The following is a 16,849-nucleotide window of genomic DNA, read 5'->3' as shown; positions in this document are numbered from 1 at the left end:
GTGCTCATCCCGCGCAGGGTTAAGCACCGCAAGCAGCACCACCCCGGTCGTTCCGGTGCTGCCAAGGGCGGCACGAGGGTCACCTTCGGCGAGTTCGGCATCCAGGCCCTGGAGCCCGCCTACGTGACCAACCGGCAGATCGAGTCGGCTCGTATCGCCATCACCCGGCACATCCGCCGCGGTGGCAAGGTGTGGATCAACATCTTCCCCGACCGCCCGCTGACGAAGAAGCCCGCCGAGACCCGCATGGGTTCCGGCAAGGGCTCTCCGGAGTGGTGGGTGGCCAACATCAAGCCGGGGCGGGTCCTCTTCGAGATGTCCTTCCCGAACGAGGCAACCGCCCGTGAGGCGCTCCGTCGCGCGATCCACAAGCTGCCGATGAAGTGCCGCATCGTCACGCGTGAGGGTGGTGACTTCTGATGGCAGCGGGTACCACCGCTTCCGAGCTGCGCGAGCTGACTGAAGAGGAGCTCGTGCTGCGCCTTCGGGAGGCCAAGGAGGAGCTGTTCAACCTCCGCTTCCAGATGGCCACCGGGCAGCTCGACAACAACCGCCGCCTGCGCACGGTCCGGAACGAGATCGCTCGGGTCTACACCGTGATGCGCGAGCGGGAGCTGGGTCTCTCGGCTTCCCCCGAGGCGGCTTCCACTGGTGAGGGTGCGGCATGAGCGAGAACGAAGAAGTGACCACCGAGGCGCGCAACTACCGCAAGGTCCGCGAGGGCCTCGTCGTGTCCGACAAGATGGACAAGACGATCGTGGTCGCGGTCGAGGACCGCAAGAAGCACCGCCGCTACTCGAAGGTCATGCGCTCCACCGCCAAGGTGAAGGCGCACGACGAGCAGAACGCCGCTGGCATCGGCGACCGCGTCCTCCTCATGGAGACCCGGCCGCTGTCCGCCACCAAGCGGTGGAGGCTCGTCGAGGTCCTCGAGAAGGCCAAGTAAGTCAGACCGAGCCCGTCAGGTCGGAAATCTGGCGGGCCAGGAATGGTCAAGGAGACAGGTAAGTGATCCAGCAGGAGTCGCGGCTCCGGGTCGCCGACAACACCGGTGCGAAGGAAATCCTCTGCATCCGTGTTCTCGGTGGTTCCGGCCGTCGCTACGCGGGCATCGGGGACATCATCGTCGCCACGGTGAAGCAGGCAATCCCCGGCGCGGGTGTCAAGAAGGGCGACGTGGTCAAGGCCGTCGTCGTCCGGACCGTCAAGGAGAAGCGCCGTCCCGACGGCTCTTACATCCGCTTCGACGAGAACGCCGCTGTGCTCATCAAGAACGACAACGAGCCGCGCGGCACCCGCATCTTCGGCCCGGTCGGCCGTGAGCTGCGCGACAAGAAGTTCATGAAGATCATCTCGTTGGCGCCGGAGGTGCTCTGACCATGAAGGTGAAGAAGGGCGACACCGTCGTGGTTATCGCCGGCAAGGACAAGGGTGCTCGCGGCAAGGTCATCCAGGCCTACCCCGCGCTGGACCGCGTCCTGGTCGAGGGCGTCAACCGCATCAAGAAGCACACCCGGATCACGCAGACCCAGCGCGGCGCGCAGTCGGGCGGCATCGTGACCCAGGAGGCCCCCATCCACGTGTCCAACGTGATGGTGGTCGACTCCGACGGCAAGCCGACCCGTGTGGGCTACCGGACGAACGACGAGGGCAAGCGGGTCCGCATTTCCCGTCGTAACGGGAAGGACATCTGATGACCACCGCTGAGAAGATCACGCCGCGGCTGAAGACCCGCTACCGCGAGGAAATCGCCGCCGAGCTGCAGAAGCAGTTCGAGTACGCGAACGTGATGCAGATCCCCGGCGTCGTGAAGGTCGTCGTCAACATGGGTGTCGGCGACGCCGCCCGCGACGGCAAGCTGATCGAGGGCGCCGTGCGCGACCTGTCGATCATCACCGGCCAGCGCCCCGAGGTCCGCAGGGCCCGCAAGTCCATCGCGCAGTTCAAGCTGCGCGAGGGCATGCCCATCGGCGCCCGCGTCACGCTGCGCGGCGACCGCATGTGGGAGTTCCTGGACCGCCTGCTGACGATCGCGCTGCCGCGCATCCGCGACTTCCGCGGCCTGTCCGGCAAGCAGTTCGACGGCAACGGGAACTACACGTTCGGCCTCAACGAGCAGTCGATGTTCCACGAGATCGACCCGGACGCCATCGACCGCCCGCGCGGCATGGACATCACGGTCGTCACGACCGCCACCAACGACGAGGAGGGTCGGGCGCTGCTCAAGCACCTGGGCTTCCCGTTCAAGGAGAACTGACAGATGGCCAAGAAGGCTCTGATCAACAAGGCGGCGGGCAAGCCGAAGTTCAAGGTGCGCGCCTACACCCGCTGCCAGCGCTGCGGTCGTCCGCACTCGGTGTTCCGCAAGTTCGGCCTGTGCCGGATCTGCCTGCGCGAGATGGCCCACCGGGGCGAGCTGCCCGGCGTGAGCAAGTCGAGCTGGTAGTTCCGCCTCGGCGGCCGGTTTTTCTCTCTACATCCACTTCGCTGTAGGCCCGTCCACGACCAGCGCCCCGCCCCCGCGAGGGGGCGGGCCGCTCGGACCCTGGCTGGGGAACCGCAGCGAGAAAGGTTGACCAGGTCACCATGACGATGACCGACCCGATCGCAGACATGCTCACTCGTCTGCGGAACGCGAACTCGGCTTACCACGACAAGGTCGTGATGCCGCACTCGAAGCTGAAGGCGAACATCGCCGAGATCCTCAAGCGCGAGGGCTACATCGCCAGCTACCGCGACGAGGATGGCGAGGTCGCCAAGAACCTGGTGATCGAGCTGAAGTACGGCCCGAACCGGGAGCGCAGCATCGCCGGCCTCCGCCGCGTCTCCAAGCCCGGTCTGCGGGTTTACGCGAAGTCGACCAACCTGCCGAAGGTGCTGGGCGGTCTTGGCGTCGCGATCATCTCGACCTCTGGTGGTCTGCTGACCGACCGCCAGGCCAACAAGCAGGGCGTGGGCGGAGAAGTCCTCGCCTACGTCTGGTAGAAGGGGGGACTGAAGGCATGTCGCGCATCGGAAAGCTGCCGATCACCGTCCCCTCCGGGGTCGACGTGAACATCGACGGCCAGGCCGTCAGCGTGAAGGGGCCGAAGGGCACCCTGAACCTGACGATCGCCGAGCCGATCACCCTCGAGAAGGCCGACGACGGCACCCTCGAGGTCAAGCGCCCGAACGACGAGCGCCGCAGCCGCTCGCTCCACGGCCTGTCCCGCACCCTGGTGCAGAACATGGTCGTCGGCGTGACGCAGGGCTACGAGAAGAAGATGGAGATCCACGGCGTCGGTTACCGCGTGGCTCTCAAGGGTTCGGACCTCGAGTTCGCCCTGGGCTACAGCCACCCCGTCAAGGTCGAGGCCCCCGCGGGCATCACCTTCGCGGTGGAGACGCCGACCCGCTTCTCCGTGGCTGGCATCGACAAGCAGCTCGTCGGCGAGGTCGCCGCGAACATCCGCAAGCTGCGCAAGCCCGACCCGTACAAGGGCAAGGGCGTGCGCTACTCGGGTGAGAAGATCCGCCGCAAGGTCGGAAAGACGGGTAAGTGACATGAGCGAGACTGCAACGAAGCGCAAGCCGGTGGGCAAGGACATCTCGACCACCCGCCGCATCGCGAAGACCCGCCGTCACTTCCGCCTCCGCAAGAAGGTCAGCGGCACGGCGGAGCGCCCGCGCCTGGTCGTGCACCGCTCGTCGAAGCACATCACCGTGCAGATCATCGACGACCTCGCAGGCCACACCCTGGCGGCTGCCTCCTCGGTCGAGGCGGACGTCCGCGCGCTCGACGGCGACAAGAAGGCCCGTGCCGCCAAGGTCGGTCAGCTGGCCGCGGCTCGCGCCAAGGACGCGGGCATCAGCAAGGTGGTGTTCGACCGCGGTGGCAACGCCTACCACGGCCGGATCGCCGCTCTCGCGGATGCCGCCCGCGAGGCGGGGCTGGAGTTCTGACAATGATCATCACCGGAATTGAGAGGGACGCCTGATGCCAGGACGCACGCGTCGCGAAGGCGGCGGGGGCGAGCGCGGAGAGCGCCGCGACCGTCGTGACGGCGGCCGCGGCGGCGCGGCCCAGGAGAAGACCCCGCACCTGGAGCGCGTTGTCGCGATCAACCGCGTCTCCAAGGTGGTCAAGGGTGGTCGCCGGTTCAGCTTCACGGCCCTCGTGGTCGTGGGCGACGGCGACGGCATGGTGGGCGTCGGCTACGGCAAGGCCAAGGAAGTTCCGGCCGCCATCGCCAAGGGCGTCGAGGAGGCGAAGAAGAACTTCTTCCGCGTCCCCCGCATCGCGGGCACCATCCCCCACCCGGTCCAGGGTGAGAAGGCGGCCGGTGTCGTGCTGCTGCGCCCGGCCTCGGCCGGTACCGGTGTCATCGCCGGTGGCGCCGTCCGCGCGGTGCTGGAGTGCGCCGGTGTCCACGACGTGCTGAGCAAGTCGCTGGGCTCCGACAACGCCATCAACATCGTGCACGCCACCGTGGCGGCCCTGAAGGGCCTCCAGCGTCCGGAGGAGGTGGCCGCCCGCCGCGGTCTGCCGCTCGAGGACGTCGCTCCCGCCGGTATGCTGCGCGCCCGCGCAGGGGCGGTGTGACCATGGCACAGCTCAAGGTCACCCAGGTGAAGAGCACCATCGGTACCAAGCACAACCACCGGGAGTCCATGCGGACCCTGGGGCTGCGCAAGATCCGCCAGTCGGTGGTCCGCGAGGACACGCCGCAGGTGCGCGGGCTCATCCACGCCGTGCGCCACCTGGTGGTCGTCGAGGAGGTCCAGTCGTGACCATCAAGATCCATGACCTGAGGCCGGCCCCCGGCGCCAAGACCAAGAAGACCCGCGTGGGTCGTGGTGAGGGCTCCAAGGGCAAGACCGCCGGTCGCGGCACCAAGGGCACCGGAGCGCGGAAGAACGTCTCGCCGCGCTTCGAGGGTGGCCAGATGCCGCTGCACATGCGCCTGCCCAAGCTCAAGGGCTTCCGCAACCCGTTCCGCACCGAGTACCAGGTCGTGAACGTGTCCGACCTCGCCCGCCTGTTCCCCAAGGGCGGCCGGGTCGACGTGGACGCGCTCATCACCGCCGGCCTCGTTCGCAAGAACGAGCTCGTCAAGGTGCTGGGTGACGGCGACATCAACGGCGTCAAGCTCGACGTCGTCGCCAACAAGTTCTCCGGCAGCGCGGTCGAGAAGATCGCCGCCGCCGGTGGCACCACCACCGTCCTCTGAGCCTCGCCTCAGACACGGGCGTGTGACGCCTGAACTGCTGAACGGCCCCCGGAGTTCCGACTCCGGGGGCCGTTCTGCGTTCCCGGAGCGGGCCGTCCGGCGCCGGATTCGCGCCCGCTGATCGTCATCCACCACTCTCAGGGGTGACATTTGGATGACTTCTGCGCGTTAGCAGGTGCGCGCGGACCGCGGCACCCCTGTCCGGCGTCCCACTTCGCGAACCTGTTCGCGATGGGCGTAACCAGCGGCTACGCTCCCCGAACTTGATCCATTCGGGGGCTTGCCGGTCACCGGTGCCGATCGGGTAGTAAGTGTGGGGGATGACTGGATGCGGTGACCGGCCCGGCGGCTGTTAAAGTCGCGGGCTGTACCCGGATGGTTCCGGGTCGGTCGCGGCCACCCGTCGCTTCCACCACCGCCGGCCCTGTCCGGCGGGAGCCCACAAGACCGTGCCGGCAAAACGGCCGGTACCGCAGGATGCCGACCCACGCGGGGCGGCAACGCTGATGGAGGTTCGCGTGCTCGGCGCATTCCGCTCGGCTCTCGCGACGCCGGACCTACGCAAGAAGATCCTCTTCACGTTGGGGATCATCGTGGTGTACCGGTTGGGCGCGACCCTGCCCGCGCCGGGCGTCTCGTTCGTCAACGTCAAAAAGTGCGTCGAGCAGGTCGACCAGCAGGGCATCTACTCCCTGATCAACCTGTTCAGCGGCGGCGCGCTCCTGAACTTGTCGATCTTCGCGCTGGGCATCATGCCCTACATCACCGCGAGCATCATCGTCCAGCTGCTCACCGTGGTCATCCCGCGGTTCGAGCAGCTGAAGAAGGAAGGCCAGTCCGGCCAGGGCAAGCTGACCCAGTACACCCGGTACCTGACGATCGCGCTCGCGGTCCTGCAGTCCACCGGCATCATCGCCCTGGCGGTGCGCGGTCAGCTGTTCGCCAACTGCGACGTCCCGGTCATCCCGGACGACAGCATCTTCTCCCTGATCGTCATGGTCGTGACCATGACCGCGGGCACCAGCGTCATCATGTGGCTCGGCGAGATCATCACCGAGAAGGGCATCGGCAACGGCATGTCGTTGCTGATCTTCACCGGCATCGCGGCCCGCGTCCCGGTCGAGGGCCAGGTCATCTGGAGCCGCGGCGGCCTGACCTTCGCGCTGGTCTGCGTGGCGGCCCTGCTGATCATCGCCAGCGTCATCTACGTGGAGCAGGCCCAGCGCCGCATCCCCGTCCAGTACGCGAAGCGCATGATCGGCCGCAGGATGTACGGCGGCACCTCGACCTACCTGCCGCTGAAGGTGAACCAGGCCGGTGTCATCCCGGTCATCTTCGCCTCGTCGCTGCTCTACCTGCCCGACCTGATCTCGCGCCTGACCGCCGCCAACGACGGCTCGGCGCCCGGCTGGTGGCAGACCTTCGTCGCGACCCACCTGGTCTCGCAGTCCAGCCCGGTGCACATCGCGCTGTACTTCATGCTGATCGTCTTCTTCACCTACTTCTACGTCGGCATCACGTTCAACCCGGACGAGCGCGCGGACGAGATGAAGAAGTTCGGTGGGTTCATCCCCGGCATCCGGCCGGGCCGCCCCACCGCCGAGTACCTCCGCTTCGTCCTGGGGCGGATCACGCTGCCCGGCTCGCTGTACCTCGGTATCGTCGCGATCCTGCCGAACCTGTTCCTCGACCTCACCGGTGAGGGGCAGAACCAGAACTTCCCCCTCGGCGGCACGGCGGTGCTGATCATGGTCGGTGTCGGCCTCGACACCGTGAAGCAGATCGAGAGCCAGCTCATGCAGCGCAATTACGAAGGGTTCCTCCGCTAGATGCGACTCGTTCTCGTCGGCCCGCCCGGAGCGGGCAAGGGCACGCAGGCCAAGAATCTCAGCGCCGCGCTCGCCGTGCCGCACATCTCCACGGGGGACCTGTTCCGCGCGCACATCAGCGAGCAGACCCCGCTCGGCCTCGAGGTCCAGGAGTACCTGGACGCGGGCGAGCTCGTGCCCGACGAGGTGACGAACAAGATGGTGCGCGAGCGCCTCGCCGAGCCGGACGCCGCGAACGGCTTCCTGCTCGACGGGTTCCCGCGCAACGTCGCCCAGGCGGACGTCCTCGGCGCCCTGCTCGCCTCCGAGGGGCACGAGCTGGACGCCGTGCTGGAGTTCCGGATCGACGAGGAGATCGTCGTCGAGCGGCTGCTCGCCCGTGGCCGCGCCGACGACAAGGAGGACGTCATCCGGCACCGCCAGCAGGTCTACCGCACCGAGACGGCCCCGCTGCTGGAGTACTACTCCCGCATCGTCGTCACGATCGACGCGGTCGGCGACGTCACCGAGATCAGCGAGCGGGCGCTGGCCGCGCTCCGCGGCGAGAAGTGACCGGTGGACTGCTCGATGCACTCCGGCGAATCGCACCAGGCGGTCGTGACCGCATGATCGAGATCAAGACCCGCGGCCAGCTGGAGGCCATGCGCGCCTCCGGCCTGGTCGTGGCGAAGGCCCTGACCCTGATGGCCGCGCACGCCAAGGCGGGGGTCAGCACGGCCGAGCTGGACCAGCTCGCCGAGCAGACCATCCGCGACGCGGGCGCCGTGCCGAGCTTCAAGGGCTATCACGGGTTCCCGGCGAGCATCTGCGCGTCGGTCAACCAGCAGGTGGTCCACGGCATCCCCAGCCGCACCCAGGTGCTCGCGGACGGCGACCTGCTGTCGATCGACTGCGGCGCGATCCTGGACGGCTGGCACGGCGACTCGGCGCTCACCATCCCGATCGGGACGGTCACCGAGGCCGAGCTGAAGCTGTCCGAGGCGACCAGGACGTCGATGCTCGCGGGCATCGAGGCCGCGGTGGCGGGCGCGAAGCTGTCGGACGTCTCGTTCGCCATCGAGTCCGAGACGATCGCGGCGGGCGAGCGCGACGGCGTCGAGTACGGGATCGTCGACGGGTACGGCGGCCACGGCATCGGCACCAAGATGCACATGGACCCGTTCCTGCCGAACTACGGCAAGCCCGGCAAGGGCCCCCGGCTCAAGCCCGGCATGGCGATCGCGATCGAGCCGATGCTGACCCTGGGCACGGACCAGACGGTGGAGCTGTCGGACGGCTGGACGGTCGTCACGGCGGACAAGTCGAAGGCCGCGCACTGGGAGCACAGCGTGGCCATCACCGAGGACGGCCCCTGGGTGCTGACGGCGCCCGAGGAGGGCTGAGACCCCCGGTCGTGCGAGCGGCCCCCGACCCAGCTGGGTCGGGGGCCGCTCTGCGTTCTGAGCCTGCGTTCCGGGCCTGTTCGGACCGGGCCTGTTCGGACCGGGCCCGGTCAGGACCGGGCCTCGGGGGCCTCGGTCAGACCTCGTCGTGCCCGGCCGCGTCGCACTCGCCGGGCGCGCAGCCCGCGGGGCAGCGGCGCGCGGCCAGTCCGGTGGTCAGCAGGGCGCAGGACGCGATCCCGGCCAGCAGCAGAGCCGTGGTCAGCACGGGTTCCCACCTCCCGCCGGGACGCGTGCGGTCCCGGTAGGGGTATTCCACCGGATGCTTCACCCGGACGTGGCCCGAACGGTCCCGCTGTCACACCAACGGGCTAAGGGGGGTGGGGTTTCTTCCCCCGTGGACGGGGGCTACCTGGATACCGCTCGGGGTCGTGGGTCGCCACCATGGAGGTGTGATCGAACCCGTGAAGCCCGAGGACATCAGGGTCTCGGACAAGGACCGCGAGCAGGTCCAGGACTTCCTCCGGCGCGCCCACGTCGAGGGCTCCCTCGACGTGACCGAGTTCGACGAGCGCGTCGTGGAGGCGCTGCGCGCCAGGACGCGCGGGGACCTCGCCCGGCTCATCGCGGACCTGCCGGTGCCGGACACCGAGCCGCTCGACTTCCGCCCCCGGCCGCAGGCGCCCGCGCCGACCGCCGGGTACTCCCGGCCCGACTCGAAGTACCACCGCGTGCTCCGGGTCCTCACCCAGGTCTGGCTCGCGGTGAGCGCGCTGAACTTCGTCGTCTGGCTGCTGGTCAACGTCTCCGACTTCATCGACGGGCACGGGCTCGACTACCCCTGGTTCCTCTGGTTCACCGCGCCCCTCGGCGCCGCGCTGGGCGCGCTGTGGTGGCTCGCCCCCCGCGAGCAGCGGGTGCGCGGGTAGCTTCGGGGGGACCGGAGGGACGGGGGAGCGGTGACTGCCGAGGAGCGCGACAAGGCGCAGGCGCTGGAGGTGCTGGGCGAGGCCCGCGCCGAGGGGCGGATCAGCGAGGGCGAGCTGCGGCGGCGCTCGGGCGAGGTGCGGGCGGCGAGCACGTACGCCGAGCTGACCGCCGCGCTGACCGGGCCGCCGCGCCCGGAGGCCCCGCAGGCGCCCCCCGAGCGGGCCTCGTGGCTGTCCGCTCTGGTCAACGGCTGGCGCTCGCAGGACCCGTCCGTGCCCCGGTCGGCCGACCACCTGCCCGCCGCCGAGCCGCCGCGCGCCGAGCCCGGATCCGCGCGCTCCCGCTCCGCCGAGGCGTCCGCCCGGCAGGAGGGCGCGCCCGCCGACCGGCCCGAGTGGGCGACCACGCTGGTCAACGCCTGGAACTCGCGGGACCTGTCCGACGCGCTGAGCGTGCTCGCCGTCGTCGTCTTCCTGGTGTGGGGCCTGGCCGCGCTGCGGGCCGAGATCATGCCTCATCCGTGGTGGATCTGGGTCGCCCTGGCGGCCATGGTCACCCGATTTGGGCGTTCGGGCGACGGCGCGTAGTATGGGGCGGTGGCGCACACGTCGCGCCGGTTCCGCCATGCCCGTGGAGGTCGTCAGACCCCGGCAGGCAGCAGGTTCGCAAGGGCCTAGACGGACTCGGGGTCGTGCGTGCCCTAATCCGGAAGTACCCACCGTCACGAAACGCGGAGGACATGGGCAAGAAGGACGGGGCCATTGAGGTCGAGGGCCGCGTAGTCGAGCCGCTTCCCAACGCGATGTTCCGAGTCGAGTTGGAGAACGGGCACAAGGTCCTGGCGCACATCAGCGGCAAGATGCGTCAGCACTACATCCGAATCCTCCCCGAGGACCGGGTTGTCGTGGAGCTCTCGCCCTACGACCTGTCCCGCGGGCGCATCGTCTACCGCTACAAGTGACCTCCGGTGCCCGGTCACGGGCACTCGGCCACAAGCAGGAGAGCTCAGGCGTGAAGGTTCAGCCGAGCGTCAAGAAGATCTGCGACAAGTGCAAGGTGATCCGCCGTCACGGCCGGGTCATGGTGATCTGCGAGAACCTGCGCCACAAGCAGCGCCAGGGCTGAGCAGCACCCGCTGTCGTCGTTCGCCACGACGCTAAAGACAAGCAAGCCTCTTCGCACCTGCCCACACCCCTGACAGGGGGCGTGGGCACACCCCCGGACTCCAGGCCGGGGCCGGGACGCCGCCCGCGAGAGCGGGCGGAACTGACGCAGCGAGTCAGTCCCGGGAACGGGCGAGGAGCAAACCTGGAGCGACACCACTGTTAGGAGCAAGCGCCGAATGGCACGACTCGCTGGCGTCGACCTCCCCCGCGAAAAGCGGTTGGAGATCGCGCTCACCTACATCTTCGGCATCGGTCGTACGCGCTCCAAGGAGCTGCTGAAGGCCACCGAGATCTCCCCGGACCTCCGGGTGAAGGACCTCGGTGACGACGACCTCGCCAAGCTGCGGGACTACATCGAAGAGCACTTCAAGCTTGAGGGTGATCTCCGCCGCGAGATCCAGGCCGACATCCGTCGCAAGATGGAGATCGGTTGCTACGAAGGCCTGCGCCACCGTCGCAACCTGCCCGTCCGCGGGCAGCGCACCAAGACGAACGCGCGCACTCGCAAGGGTCCGAAGAAGACCGTTGCGGGCAAGAAGAAGGCCGGCAAGAAGTAACCTCGCGCACCTGAAGTAGGAGATCACCCAGAATGCCACCCAAGACCCGTCAGGGCGCCGGGGTCAAGAAGGTCCGGCGCAAGGAAAAGAAGAACATCTCGCACGGCCAGGCCCACATCAAGAGCACGTTCAACAACACCATCGTGTCCATCACGGACCCGCTGGGCAACGTGATCAGCTGGGCTTCCGCAGGCCACGTCGGCTTCAAGGGCTCGCGCAAGTCGACGCCCTTCGCCGCGCAGATGGCCGCGGAGAACGCCGCGCGCAAGGCCGCCGAGCACGGCGTGCGCAAGGTGGACGTGTTCGTGAAGGGTCCCGGCTCCGGCCGCGAGACCGCGATCCGTTCGCTGCAGGCCGCCGGCCTCGAGGTCGGCACCATCCAGGACGTGACCCCGCAGCCCCACAACGGCTGCCGCCCGCCCAAGCGGCGCCGGGTCTGAGGCACGGGGAGGAGTAAGCACTCATGGCTCGCTACACCGGACCGGCCACGCGCATCTCGCGTCGCCTCAAGGTCGACCTCATCGGTGGGGACCAGGCGTTCGAGCGCCGCCCCTACCCGCCCGGCCAGCACGGCCGAGGGCGCATCAAGGAGTCCGAGTACCTCCTGCAGCTGCAGGAGAAGCAGAAGGCTCGCTACACGTACGGCATCCTTGAGAAGCAGTTCGTCCGCTACTACAAGGAAGCGGTTCGCCGCACCGGCAAGACCGGTGAGAACCTGCTGCAGATCCTCGAGTCGCGCCTGGACAACGTGGTGTACCGCGCCGGTCTGGCCCGCACCCGCCGTCAGGCCCGCCAGCTGGTCAGCCACGGTCACTTCCTGGTCAACGGCCACAAGGTGAACATCCCGAGCTACCAGGTGTCGAAGTTCGACATCATCGACGTCAAGCCCAAGTCGCTGCCGCTGCTGCCCTTCGAGGCCGCGCGCGCGTCCTTCGGCGACCGTCCGGTGCCGGCGTGGCTGCAGGTCGTCCCGTCGAACCTGCGGATCCTGGTGCACCAGCTCCCGGAGCGGGCGCAGATCGACACGCCCGTCACCGAGCAGCTGATCGTCGAGCTCTACTCGAAGTGATCCTCCTGGAGGGCGGCCCGACGGGCCGCCCTCCAGTCGGGTCCCGCGACGGCACTAAATGGTGTGCCGAACGCGTTTGCCGGTCTCCGCGACTGGCTCTCCCGGCGTCAAATAGCGGTCGCCGGGTTCAGAGAGGAAGAACCCAGTGCTGATTTCCCAGCGCCCCTCGCTCAGCGAGGAAGCGGTCAGCGAGACCCGCTCCCGGTTCGTCATCGAGCCGCTGGAGCCGGGTTTCGGCTACACCCTCGGCAACTCCATCCGCCGCACCCTGCTGTCCTCCATCCCCGGCGCGGCCGTGACCAGCATCCGCATCGACGGCGTGCTGCACGAGTTCACCACCGTGCCCGGTGTGAAGGAGGACGTCACCGACATCATCCTCAACCTCAAGGAGCTGGTCGTCAGCTCCGAGGAGGACGAGCCGGTGACCATGTACCTGCGCAAGCAGGGGCCCGGTGCGGTGACCGCCGGTGACATCGTGCCCCCGGCCGGTGTGACCGTGCACAACCCCGACCTGCACATCGCCACCCTGAACGGCAAGGGCAAGCTGGAGATCGAGCTCGTCGTCGAGCGCGGTCGCGGCTACGTCCCCGCCGTCCAGAACAAGCAGGCCGGTGCCGAGATCGGCCGCATCCCCGTCGACTCGATCTACTCGCCCGTCATGAAGGTGACCTACAAGGTCGAGGCCACCCGTGTCGAGCAGCGGACCGACTTCGACAAGCTGATCCTCGACGTCGAGAGCAAGCCCTCCATCACGCCGCGCGACGCCGTGGCGTCGGCGGGCAAGACCCTGGTGGAGCTGTTCGGCCTCGCTCGCGAGCTGAACGTCGACGCCGAGGGCATCGAGATCGGACCCTCGCCCGCCGAGGCGGACACCATCGCGGCGTTCGCGATGCCGATCGAGGACCTGGACCTCACCGTCCGGTCCTACAACTGCCTCAAGCGCGAGGGCATCCACACGGTGGGCGAGCTCGTCTCGCGCAGCGAGGCGGACCTGCTGGACATCCGCAACTTCGGCGCGAAGTCCATCGACGAGGTCAAGATGAAGCTCGTCGGTCTGGGCCTCGCGCTGAAGGACAGCCCTCCCGGGTTCGACCCCTCGGCCGCCGCGTCCGACTACCCCGCTGAGGGGTGGGGCGCGGACTCGTCCGTGGACTCCCACGACGACGGCCAGGACTACGCGGAGACCGAGCAGCTCTGAGGCCGCTTAGCGGCCGGGCCGGAGCAGAGGATCAGAAAGAAATCCGAGGAGCAATTCGATGCCCACCCCCACCAAGGGACCCCGTCTCGGTGGCTCGCCGGCCCACGAGCGGCTCATGCTGGCCAACCTGGCCACGTCGCTGTTCACCCACGGTCGCATCACCACGACCGAGGCGAAGGCCAAGCGGCTGCGCCCGTACGCCGAGAAGCTGATCACCAAGGCCAAGGTCGGTGACCTGCACAACCGTCGCGAGATCATGAAGGTGATCCGCGACAAGGACATCGTCCACAAGCTGGTGGCCGAGATCGGTCCGTTCTTCGCGGACCGCTCCGGCGGCTACACCCGCATCACGAAGACGCTGAACCGCAAGGGCGACAACGCCCCCATGGCCGTCATCGAGCTGGTGCAGCAGAAGACGGTGACCTCCGAGGCCGAGAAGGCGCGGAGCACCAAGTTCGCCAAGGACGAGGCCAAGACCGAGGCTCCCGCCGAGGAGACCAAGGTCGAGGAGGCCAAGGCCGTCGACCAGGACGCCGAGGCCCCCGAGTCCGCCACCAAGGACGCGTCCGAGGAGCCCGCCGAGGGCGCCGAGGCCAAGTCCGAGGAGGGCACCGCGGCCAAGGCCGAGGACAAGAAGGACGAGTCCTGAGCGACTCCAGCACCACCCGCGAGCCCGTCGCCCCCACCGGGGGCGGCGGGCTCGCCGGTGTTCCGGGTGCTGACGGGGACGGCGCCGGTGACGGGGGCGGCCGAGTCCGCGTCCGGCTGGACCTGGCGTACGACGGCACCGAGTTCTCCGGCTGGGCCCGCCAGCCGAACCGCCGCACGGTCTGCGGGGTGCTGGAGGACACCATGTCCACGGTGCTGCGCGAGGACGTCGTGCTGACCGTGGCAGGCCGCACCGACGCCGGCGTGCACGCGGCCGGGCAGGTGGCGCACGTCGACCTGCCGGAGGCCGCCGACGTGGCCGGGCTGCCCAAGCGGCTGGCCCGCGCGCTGCCCGCCGACGTCCGGGTGTTCTCGGCGCGGGTCGTGCCCGCCGCCTTCGACGCCCGCTTCGCGGCGCTGCGGCGGCACTACGAGTACCGGGTGACCGACGCGCCGTTCGGCGCGCACCCGCTGCGCAGGCTGGACACCCTCGCCTGGCCCCGTCAGCTCGACGTGGCGGCGATGAACGCCGCGTCCGGGCTCATGCTGGGGGAGCGGGACTTCTGCGCCTACTGCCGCCGCAGGGAGGGCGCCACGACGATCCGGGAGCTCCAGCGGCTGGAGTGGGTGCGCGAGGGCGACCTGCTGACCGCGTTCGTCTCGGCGGACGCCTTCTGCCACTCGATGGTGCGGAGCCTGGTGGGGGCCCTGCTCGCGGTGGGCGAGGGGCGCAAGCCGGTGGAGTGGCCCGCGTCGCTGCTGTCGCTGCACAGCCGGTCCAGCGAGGTGACGGTGGCCCCGCCGCACGGGCTGTCCCTGGTGCGGGTGGACTACCCGGCCGACGAGGACCTGGCGGCTCGGGCCGAGATCACGCGGAACATCCGGGTGCGGGTCGCGGAGCGGCCCGCAGGGTGGCCTGGAGGGTCGCCGCCTGAAGCGTGACGGCCGCTGAGAGCGACTGCCCCTGGGGACGGGACGGCCCGCTGCGGCGGTGCGCCGTCCCGTCCCCGGAGTCGTTCAACCAGCGGTCACTACAAGTTCAACGTCCACCCGTCGATGAACCCGGTGTCCTGCGGGAAGTGGTCCCGGACCCGCAGCTGCCAGGTGCCGTTCGCGGTCTCCGACGACAGGTTCAGCCGGTAGGTCGCGGTCAGGTCGTCCGCGCCGTCCGCGCTGGAGTGCACCTTCAGCTGCTGCACGACCCCGGACGGCGTGATCAGGTCCAGCGACAGGTCGCCCCGGTAGGTGTGCTTCACCCGCACGTCGACCGACGAGCCCGCGCTCGCCTTCCCGGCGCAGCCGCTGATGGTGATCGAGCTGGTGGCCGAGCCGAGGTCGGGCACGGCGACGTCCTCGTCGTTCACCACGCCGCGGCAGCCGGTGGGCGGCACGGCGGGCTCGCCGATGACCCTGAGCAGCTTGTTCGGCGACCCCGTGCCGGGGTTGGTGACCAGGCCCGGCGTGGCGGCCTCGACCAGCGCGTCGCGGACCTGCTGCGGCGTCGCGGTCTGGTTCGCGGCCAGGTAGACCGCCACCGCGCCCGCGACGTGCGGGGTGGCCATGGAGGTGCCGCTGATGGTGTTGGTGGCGGTGTCGTCGGTCAGCCAGGCCGAGGTGATGTCCGTGCCCGGCGCGTAGACGTCCAGGCAGGCGCCGATGTTCGAGAAGTCGGAGCGGGCGTCGGTGCGCGCCGTCGAGCCGACCGTGATGGCCTCGGGGGTGCGGGCGGGCGAGCGGGTGCAGGCGTCGCCGCCGTAGTTGTTGCCCGCCGCCAGCGCGTAGACCACGCCGGAGGCGATGGAGCCGCGCACCGCCTGGTCCAGCGCGTCGTTGCCGCCGCCGCCCAGGCTCATGTTGGCCACGGCGGGCTTCACCGCGTTCGCGGTCACCCAGTCCACGCCGCCGATGACCTGCGCCCAGGTGCCCTCGCCCGCGCAGTCCAGCACCCGCACGCCGACCAGCGACACCCGCTTGGCCACGCCGTGCGCGGCGCCGCCGATCGTGCCGGACACGTGCGTGCCGTGGCCGTCGCAGTCCGAGGCGTCGTCGTCGTTGTCGACGGTGTCCCTGCCGGACGTGGCGCGCCCGCCGAAGTCGCTGTGCGAGAAGCGGATGCCGGTGTCGATGACGTACGCGGTGACGCCCTCGCCGCCGTTCGGGTAGGTGTACGAGCCGTCCAGCGGCAGCGGCCCCTGGTCGACCCGGTCGACGCCCCACGAGGGCACCGGGGACTGCGTGTCGGCGACCTTCACGACCGCGTCCTGCTCGACGTAGTCGACCGCCGGGTCGGCGGCCAGCTCCCGCGCCTGCTTCTCGCTCATCCGCGCGGAGAAGCCCTTCAGGGCGCTGCTGTAGGTCCGCTCGACCCGCGCGCCGTACCTGCTCCCCAAGGCGCTCGCGGCGACCCCGGCGTCGCCCTTCAGCACCACGATGTAGCTGTCCGCGATGGCGTTCTCCGCGCCCAGCCCCCGCAGGTCGCCCCCGGCCGCCGAGGCGGGTGCCGCCACCAGCGCCGCCGTGACCGCCCACGCCGTCGCCGAGGCCAGTCCGATCCCGGCCAGCCGTCTGACCCCTGTCCCGCGAACGTCCATGCCGGTTCCCCTCTCGCCGGGCGTGCCCTGGCCACTGCCGGAGCGCAACCGGCCGGGCACGATCCGTTAGTTCGTAGCCGGCGGGGGGAGAGCCGCGCAAGGACCCGGAGGGGAAGTCAGGCTAATGCCCGCTCCCCGGCGTCCGGCTGACTGCGGGAAGCCGCTTCCCTGCGGTCACAGCGTTTCCACGACCGAAACACCGTCGTTTCAGGAACCGCCCGGCCCCGGAAACCCGACGGGCAAAGGGAAGCGCCCCGGAGCACTGGGCT

The 16,849-nt window shown here is 69.5% G+C and carries 28 protein-coding genes; 26 read left to right on the top strand and 2 right to left on the bottom strand.

The features are described from left to right. The 16 genes from rplP to map all read left to right on the top strand — a co-directional run bounded on the left by rplP (nucleotide 1) and on the right by map (nucleotide 8,421). A complete protein-coding gene (gene rplP / locus AMIR_RS32725) occupies nucleotides 1-420 on the top strand; it encodes a 50S ribosomal protein L16 (RefSeq protein WP_015805285.1) in 420 nt (139 codons plus the stop codon). Next, nucleotides 420-668 carry a 50S ribosomal protein L29 gene (gene rpmC / locus AMIR_RS32720; protein ID WP_015805284.1) on the top strand — a complete coding sequence of 83 codons (249 nt, stop codon included), beginning with the start codon at nucleotides 420-422 and terminating at the stop codon, nucleotides 666-668. The genes rplP and rpmC overlap by 1 nt, the downstream gene beginning before the upstream one ends. Further along, nucleotides 665-946 (top strand): 30S ribosomal protein S17, encoded by a 282-nt coding sequence (rpsQ, locus tag AMIR_RS32715; protein WP_015805283.1) that lies wholly within the window; start codon nucleotides 665-667, stop codon nucleotides 944-946. Before rpmC ends, rpsQ begins: the two co-directional genes overlap by 4 nt. 62 nt (nucleotides 947-1,008) lie before the next feature. Then, complete coding sequence (rplN, locus tag AMIR_RS32710) at nucleotides 1,009-1,377, top strand: 50S ribosomal protein L14 (RefSeq protein WP_015805282.1); 369 nt, start codon at nucleotides 1,009-1,011, stop codon at nucleotides 1,375-1,377. A 2-nt stretch (nucleotides 1,378-1,379) separates the two neighbouring features. Next, nucleotides 1,380-1,694 (top strand): 50S ribosomal protein L24, encoded by a 315-nt coding sequence (gene rplX, locus AMIR_RS32705; protein WP_015805281.1) that lies wholly within the window; start codon nucleotides 1,380-1,382, stop codon nucleotides 1,692-1,694. After that, nucleotides 1,694-2,257 carry a 50S ribosomal protein L5 gene (gene rplE / locus AMIR_RS32700; protein WP_015805280.1) on the top strand — a complete coding sequence of 188 codons (564 nt, stop codon included), beginning with the start codon at nucleotides 1,694-1,696 and terminating at the stop codon, nucleotides 2,255-2,257. The genes rplX and rplE overlap by 1 nt, the downstream gene beginning before the upstream one ends. 3 nt (nucleotides 2,258-2,260) lie before the next feature. Beyond that, a complete protein-coding gene (locus AMIR_RS32695; RefSeq protein WP_015805279.1) occupies nucleotides 2,261-2,446 on the top strand; it encodes a type Z 30S ribosomal protein S14 in 186 nt (61 codons plus the stop codon). Between the two features lie 140 nt (nucleotides 2,447-2,586). Continuing rightward, entirely contained in the window at nucleotides 2,587-2,985 is a 399-nt protein-coding gene (gene rpsH, locus AMIR_RS32690) for a 30S ribosomal protein S8 (protein WP_015805278.1), read from the top strand. Nucleotides 2,986-3,002: 17 nt separating this feature from the next. Next, a complete protein-coding gene (rplF, locus tag AMIR_RS32685) occupies nucleotides 3,003-3,542 on the top strand; it encodes a 50S ribosomal protein L6 (RefSeq protein ID WP_015805277.1) in 540 nt (179 codons plus the stop codon). Nucleotide 3,543: 1 nt separating this feature from the next. Next, nucleotides 3,544-3,942, top strand: a complete 399-nt coding sequence (gene rplR, locus AMIR_RS32680) for a 50S ribosomal protein L18 (protein WP_015805276.1) — start codon at nucleotides 3,544-3,546, stop codon at nucleotides 3,940-3,942. Nucleotides 3,943-3,976: 34 nt separating this feature from the next. Continuing rightward, entirely contained in the window at nucleotides 3,977-4,582 is a 606-nt protein-coding gene (gene rpsE / locus AMIR_RS32675; protein ID WP_015105247.1) for a 30S ribosomal protein S5, read from the top strand. A 2-nt stretch (nucleotides 4,583-4,584) separates the two neighbouring features. Further along, on the top strand, nucleotides 4,585-4,770 hold the full coding sequence (rpmD, locus tag AMIR_RS32670; protein ID WP_015805275.1) for a 50S ribosomal protein L30: 186 nt from the start codon (nucleotides 4,585-4,587) through the stop codon (nucleotides 4,768-4,770). Then, nucleotides 4,767-5,210, top strand: coding sequence for a 50S ribosomal protein L15 (rplO, locus tag AMIR_RS32665; protein WP_015805274.1), 444 nt, complete (start codon nucleotides 4,767-4,769; stop codon nucleotides 5,208-5,210). Before rpmD ends, rplO begins: the two co-directional genes overlap by 4 nt. A gap of 518 nt (nucleotides 5,211-5,728) precedes the next feature. Continuing rightward, nucleotides 5,729-7,039 (top strand): preprotein translocase subunit SecY, encoded by a 1,311-nt coding sequence (gene secY, locus AMIR_RS32660; RefSeq protein ID WP_015805273.1) that lies wholly within the window; start codon nucleotides 5,729-5,731, stop codon nucleotides 7,037-7,039. After that, on the top strand, nucleotides 7,040-7,591 hold the full coding sequence (locus tag AMIR_RS32655; protein ID WP_015805272.1) for an adenylate kinase: 552 nt from the start codon (nucleotides 7,040-7,042) through the stop codon (nucleotides 7,589-7,591). A 53-nt stretch (nucleotides 7,592-7,644) separates the two neighbouring features. Further along, the gene (gene map, locus AMIR_RS32650; protein ID WP_015805271.1) at nucleotides 7,645-8,421 is read left to right on the top strand and encodes a type I methionyl aminopeptidase; all 777 of its coding nucleotides are present in this window, start codon (nucleotides 7,645-7,647) and stop codon (nucleotides 8,419-8,421) included. A gap of 136 nt (nucleotides 8,422-8,557) precedes the next feature. Here the strand turns inward: map and AMIR_RS43010 are convergent, their stop codons facing one another. Then, entirely contained in the window at nucleotides 8,558-8,689 is a 132-nt protein-coding gene (locus tag AMIR_RS43010; protein WP_015805270.1) for a hypothetical protein, read from the bottom strand. Between the two features lie 184 nt (nucleotides 8,690-8,873). Here AMIR_RS43010 and AMIR_RS32645 point away from each other — a divergent pair, with 184 nt between their 5' ends. The 10 genes from AMIR_RS32645 to truA all read left to right on the top strand — a co-directional run bounded on the left by AMIR_RS32645 (nucleotide 8,874) and on the right by truA (nucleotide 14,931). Continuing rightward, complete coding sequence (locus AMIR_RS32645) at nucleotides 8,874-9,350, top strand: DUF1707 SHOCT-like domain-containing protein (RefSeq protein WP_015805269.1); 477 nt, start codon at nucleotides 8,874-8,876, stop codon at nucleotides 9,348-9,350. 30 nt (nucleotides 9,351-9,380) lie between these two features. After that, nucleotides 9,381-9,938, top strand: coding sequence for a DUF1707 SHOCT-like domain-containing protein (locus AMIR_RS32640; protein WP_015805268.1), 558 nt, complete (start codon nucleotides 9,381-9,383; stop codon nucleotides 9,936-9,938). A gap of 152 nt (nucleotides 9,939-10,090) precedes the next feature. Further along, a complete protein-coding gene (gene infA / locus AMIR_RS32635) occupies nucleotides 10,091-10,312 on the top strand; it encodes a translation initiation factor IF-1 (RefSeq protein WP_005166804.1) in 222 nt (73 codons plus the stop codon). 50 nt (nucleotides 10,313-10,362) lie between these two features. Then, entirely contained in the window at nucleotides 10,363-10,476 is a 114-nt protein-coding gene (gene rpmJ / locus AMIR_RS32630) for a 50S ribosomal protein L36 (RefSeq protein WP_010148647.1), read from the top strand. Nucleotides 10,477-10,693: 217 nt separating this feature from the next. After that, nucleotides 10,694-11,074 carry a 30S ribosomal protein S13 gene (rpsM, locus tag AMIR_RS32625; RefSeq protein WP_015805267.1) on the top strand — a complete coding sequence of 127 codons (381 nt, stop codon included), beginning with the start codon at nucleotides 10,694-10,696 and terminating at the stop codon, nucleotides 11,072-11,074. A gap of 32 nt (nucleotides 11,075-11,106) precedes the next feature. Beyond that, nucleotides 11,107-11,514 (top strand): 30S ribosomal protein S11, encoded by a 408-nt coding sequence (gene rpsK / locus AMIR_RS32620; RefSeq protein WP_015805266.1) that lies wholly within the window; start codon nucleotides 11,107-11,109, stop codon nucleotides 11,512-11,514. A gap of 23 nt (nucleotides 11,515-11,537) precedes the next feature. Continuing rightward, a complete protein-coding gene (gene rpsD / locus AMIR_RS32615; protein ID WP_015805265.1) occupies nucleotides 11,538-12,143 on the top strand; it encodes a 30S ribosomal protein S4 in 606 nt (201 codons plus the stop codon). 145 nt (nucleotides 12,144-12,288) lie between these two features. Beyond that, nucleotides 12,289-13,341 carry a DNA-directed RNA polymerase subunit alpha gene (locus tag AMIR_RS32610; RefSeq protein WP_015805264.1) on the top strand — a complete coding sequence of 351 codons (1,053 nt, stop codon included), beginning with the start codon at nucleotides 12,289-12,291 and terminating at the stop codon, nucleotides 13,339-13,341. Between the two features lie 58 nt (nucleotides 13,342-13,399). Beyond that, entirely contained in the window at nucleotides 13,400-13,990 is a 591-nt protein-coding gene (gene rplQ / locus AMIR_RS32605) for a 50S ribosomal protein L17 (RefSeq protein WP_015805263.1), read from the top strand. After that, nucleotides 13,987-14,931 carry a tRNA pseudouridine(38-40) synthase TruA gene (gene truA / locus AMIR_RS32600; RefSeq protein WP_015805262.1) on the top strand — a complete coding sequence of 315 codons (945 nt, stop codon included), beginning with the start codon at nucleotides 13,987-13,989 and terminating at the stop codon, nucleotides 14,929-14,931. The genes rplQ and truA overlap by 4 nt, the downstream gene beginning before the upstream one ends. A gap of 89 nt (nucleotides 14,932-15,020) precedes the next feature. On the opposite strand, the gene AMIR_RS32595 is transcribed toward truA, so the two are convergent. Then, entirely contained in the window at nucleotides 15,021-16,580 is a 1,560-nt protein-coding gene (locus AMIR_RS32595) for a S8 family peptidase (RefSeq protein ID WP_015805261.1), read from the bottom strand. Between the last annotated feature and the right edge of the window lie 269 nt (nucleotides 16,581-16,849).

The organism is Actinosynnema mirum DSM 43827 (genome assembly GCF_000023245.1).
Classification (GTDB): Bacteria; Actinomycetota; Actinomycetes; order Mycobacteriales; family Pseudonocardiaceae; genus Actinosynnema; species Actinosynnema mirum.
The sequence above is the reverse complement of the archived record's forward strand: the minus strand, read 5'-3'. Positions and strand labels throughout refer to the sequence as shown.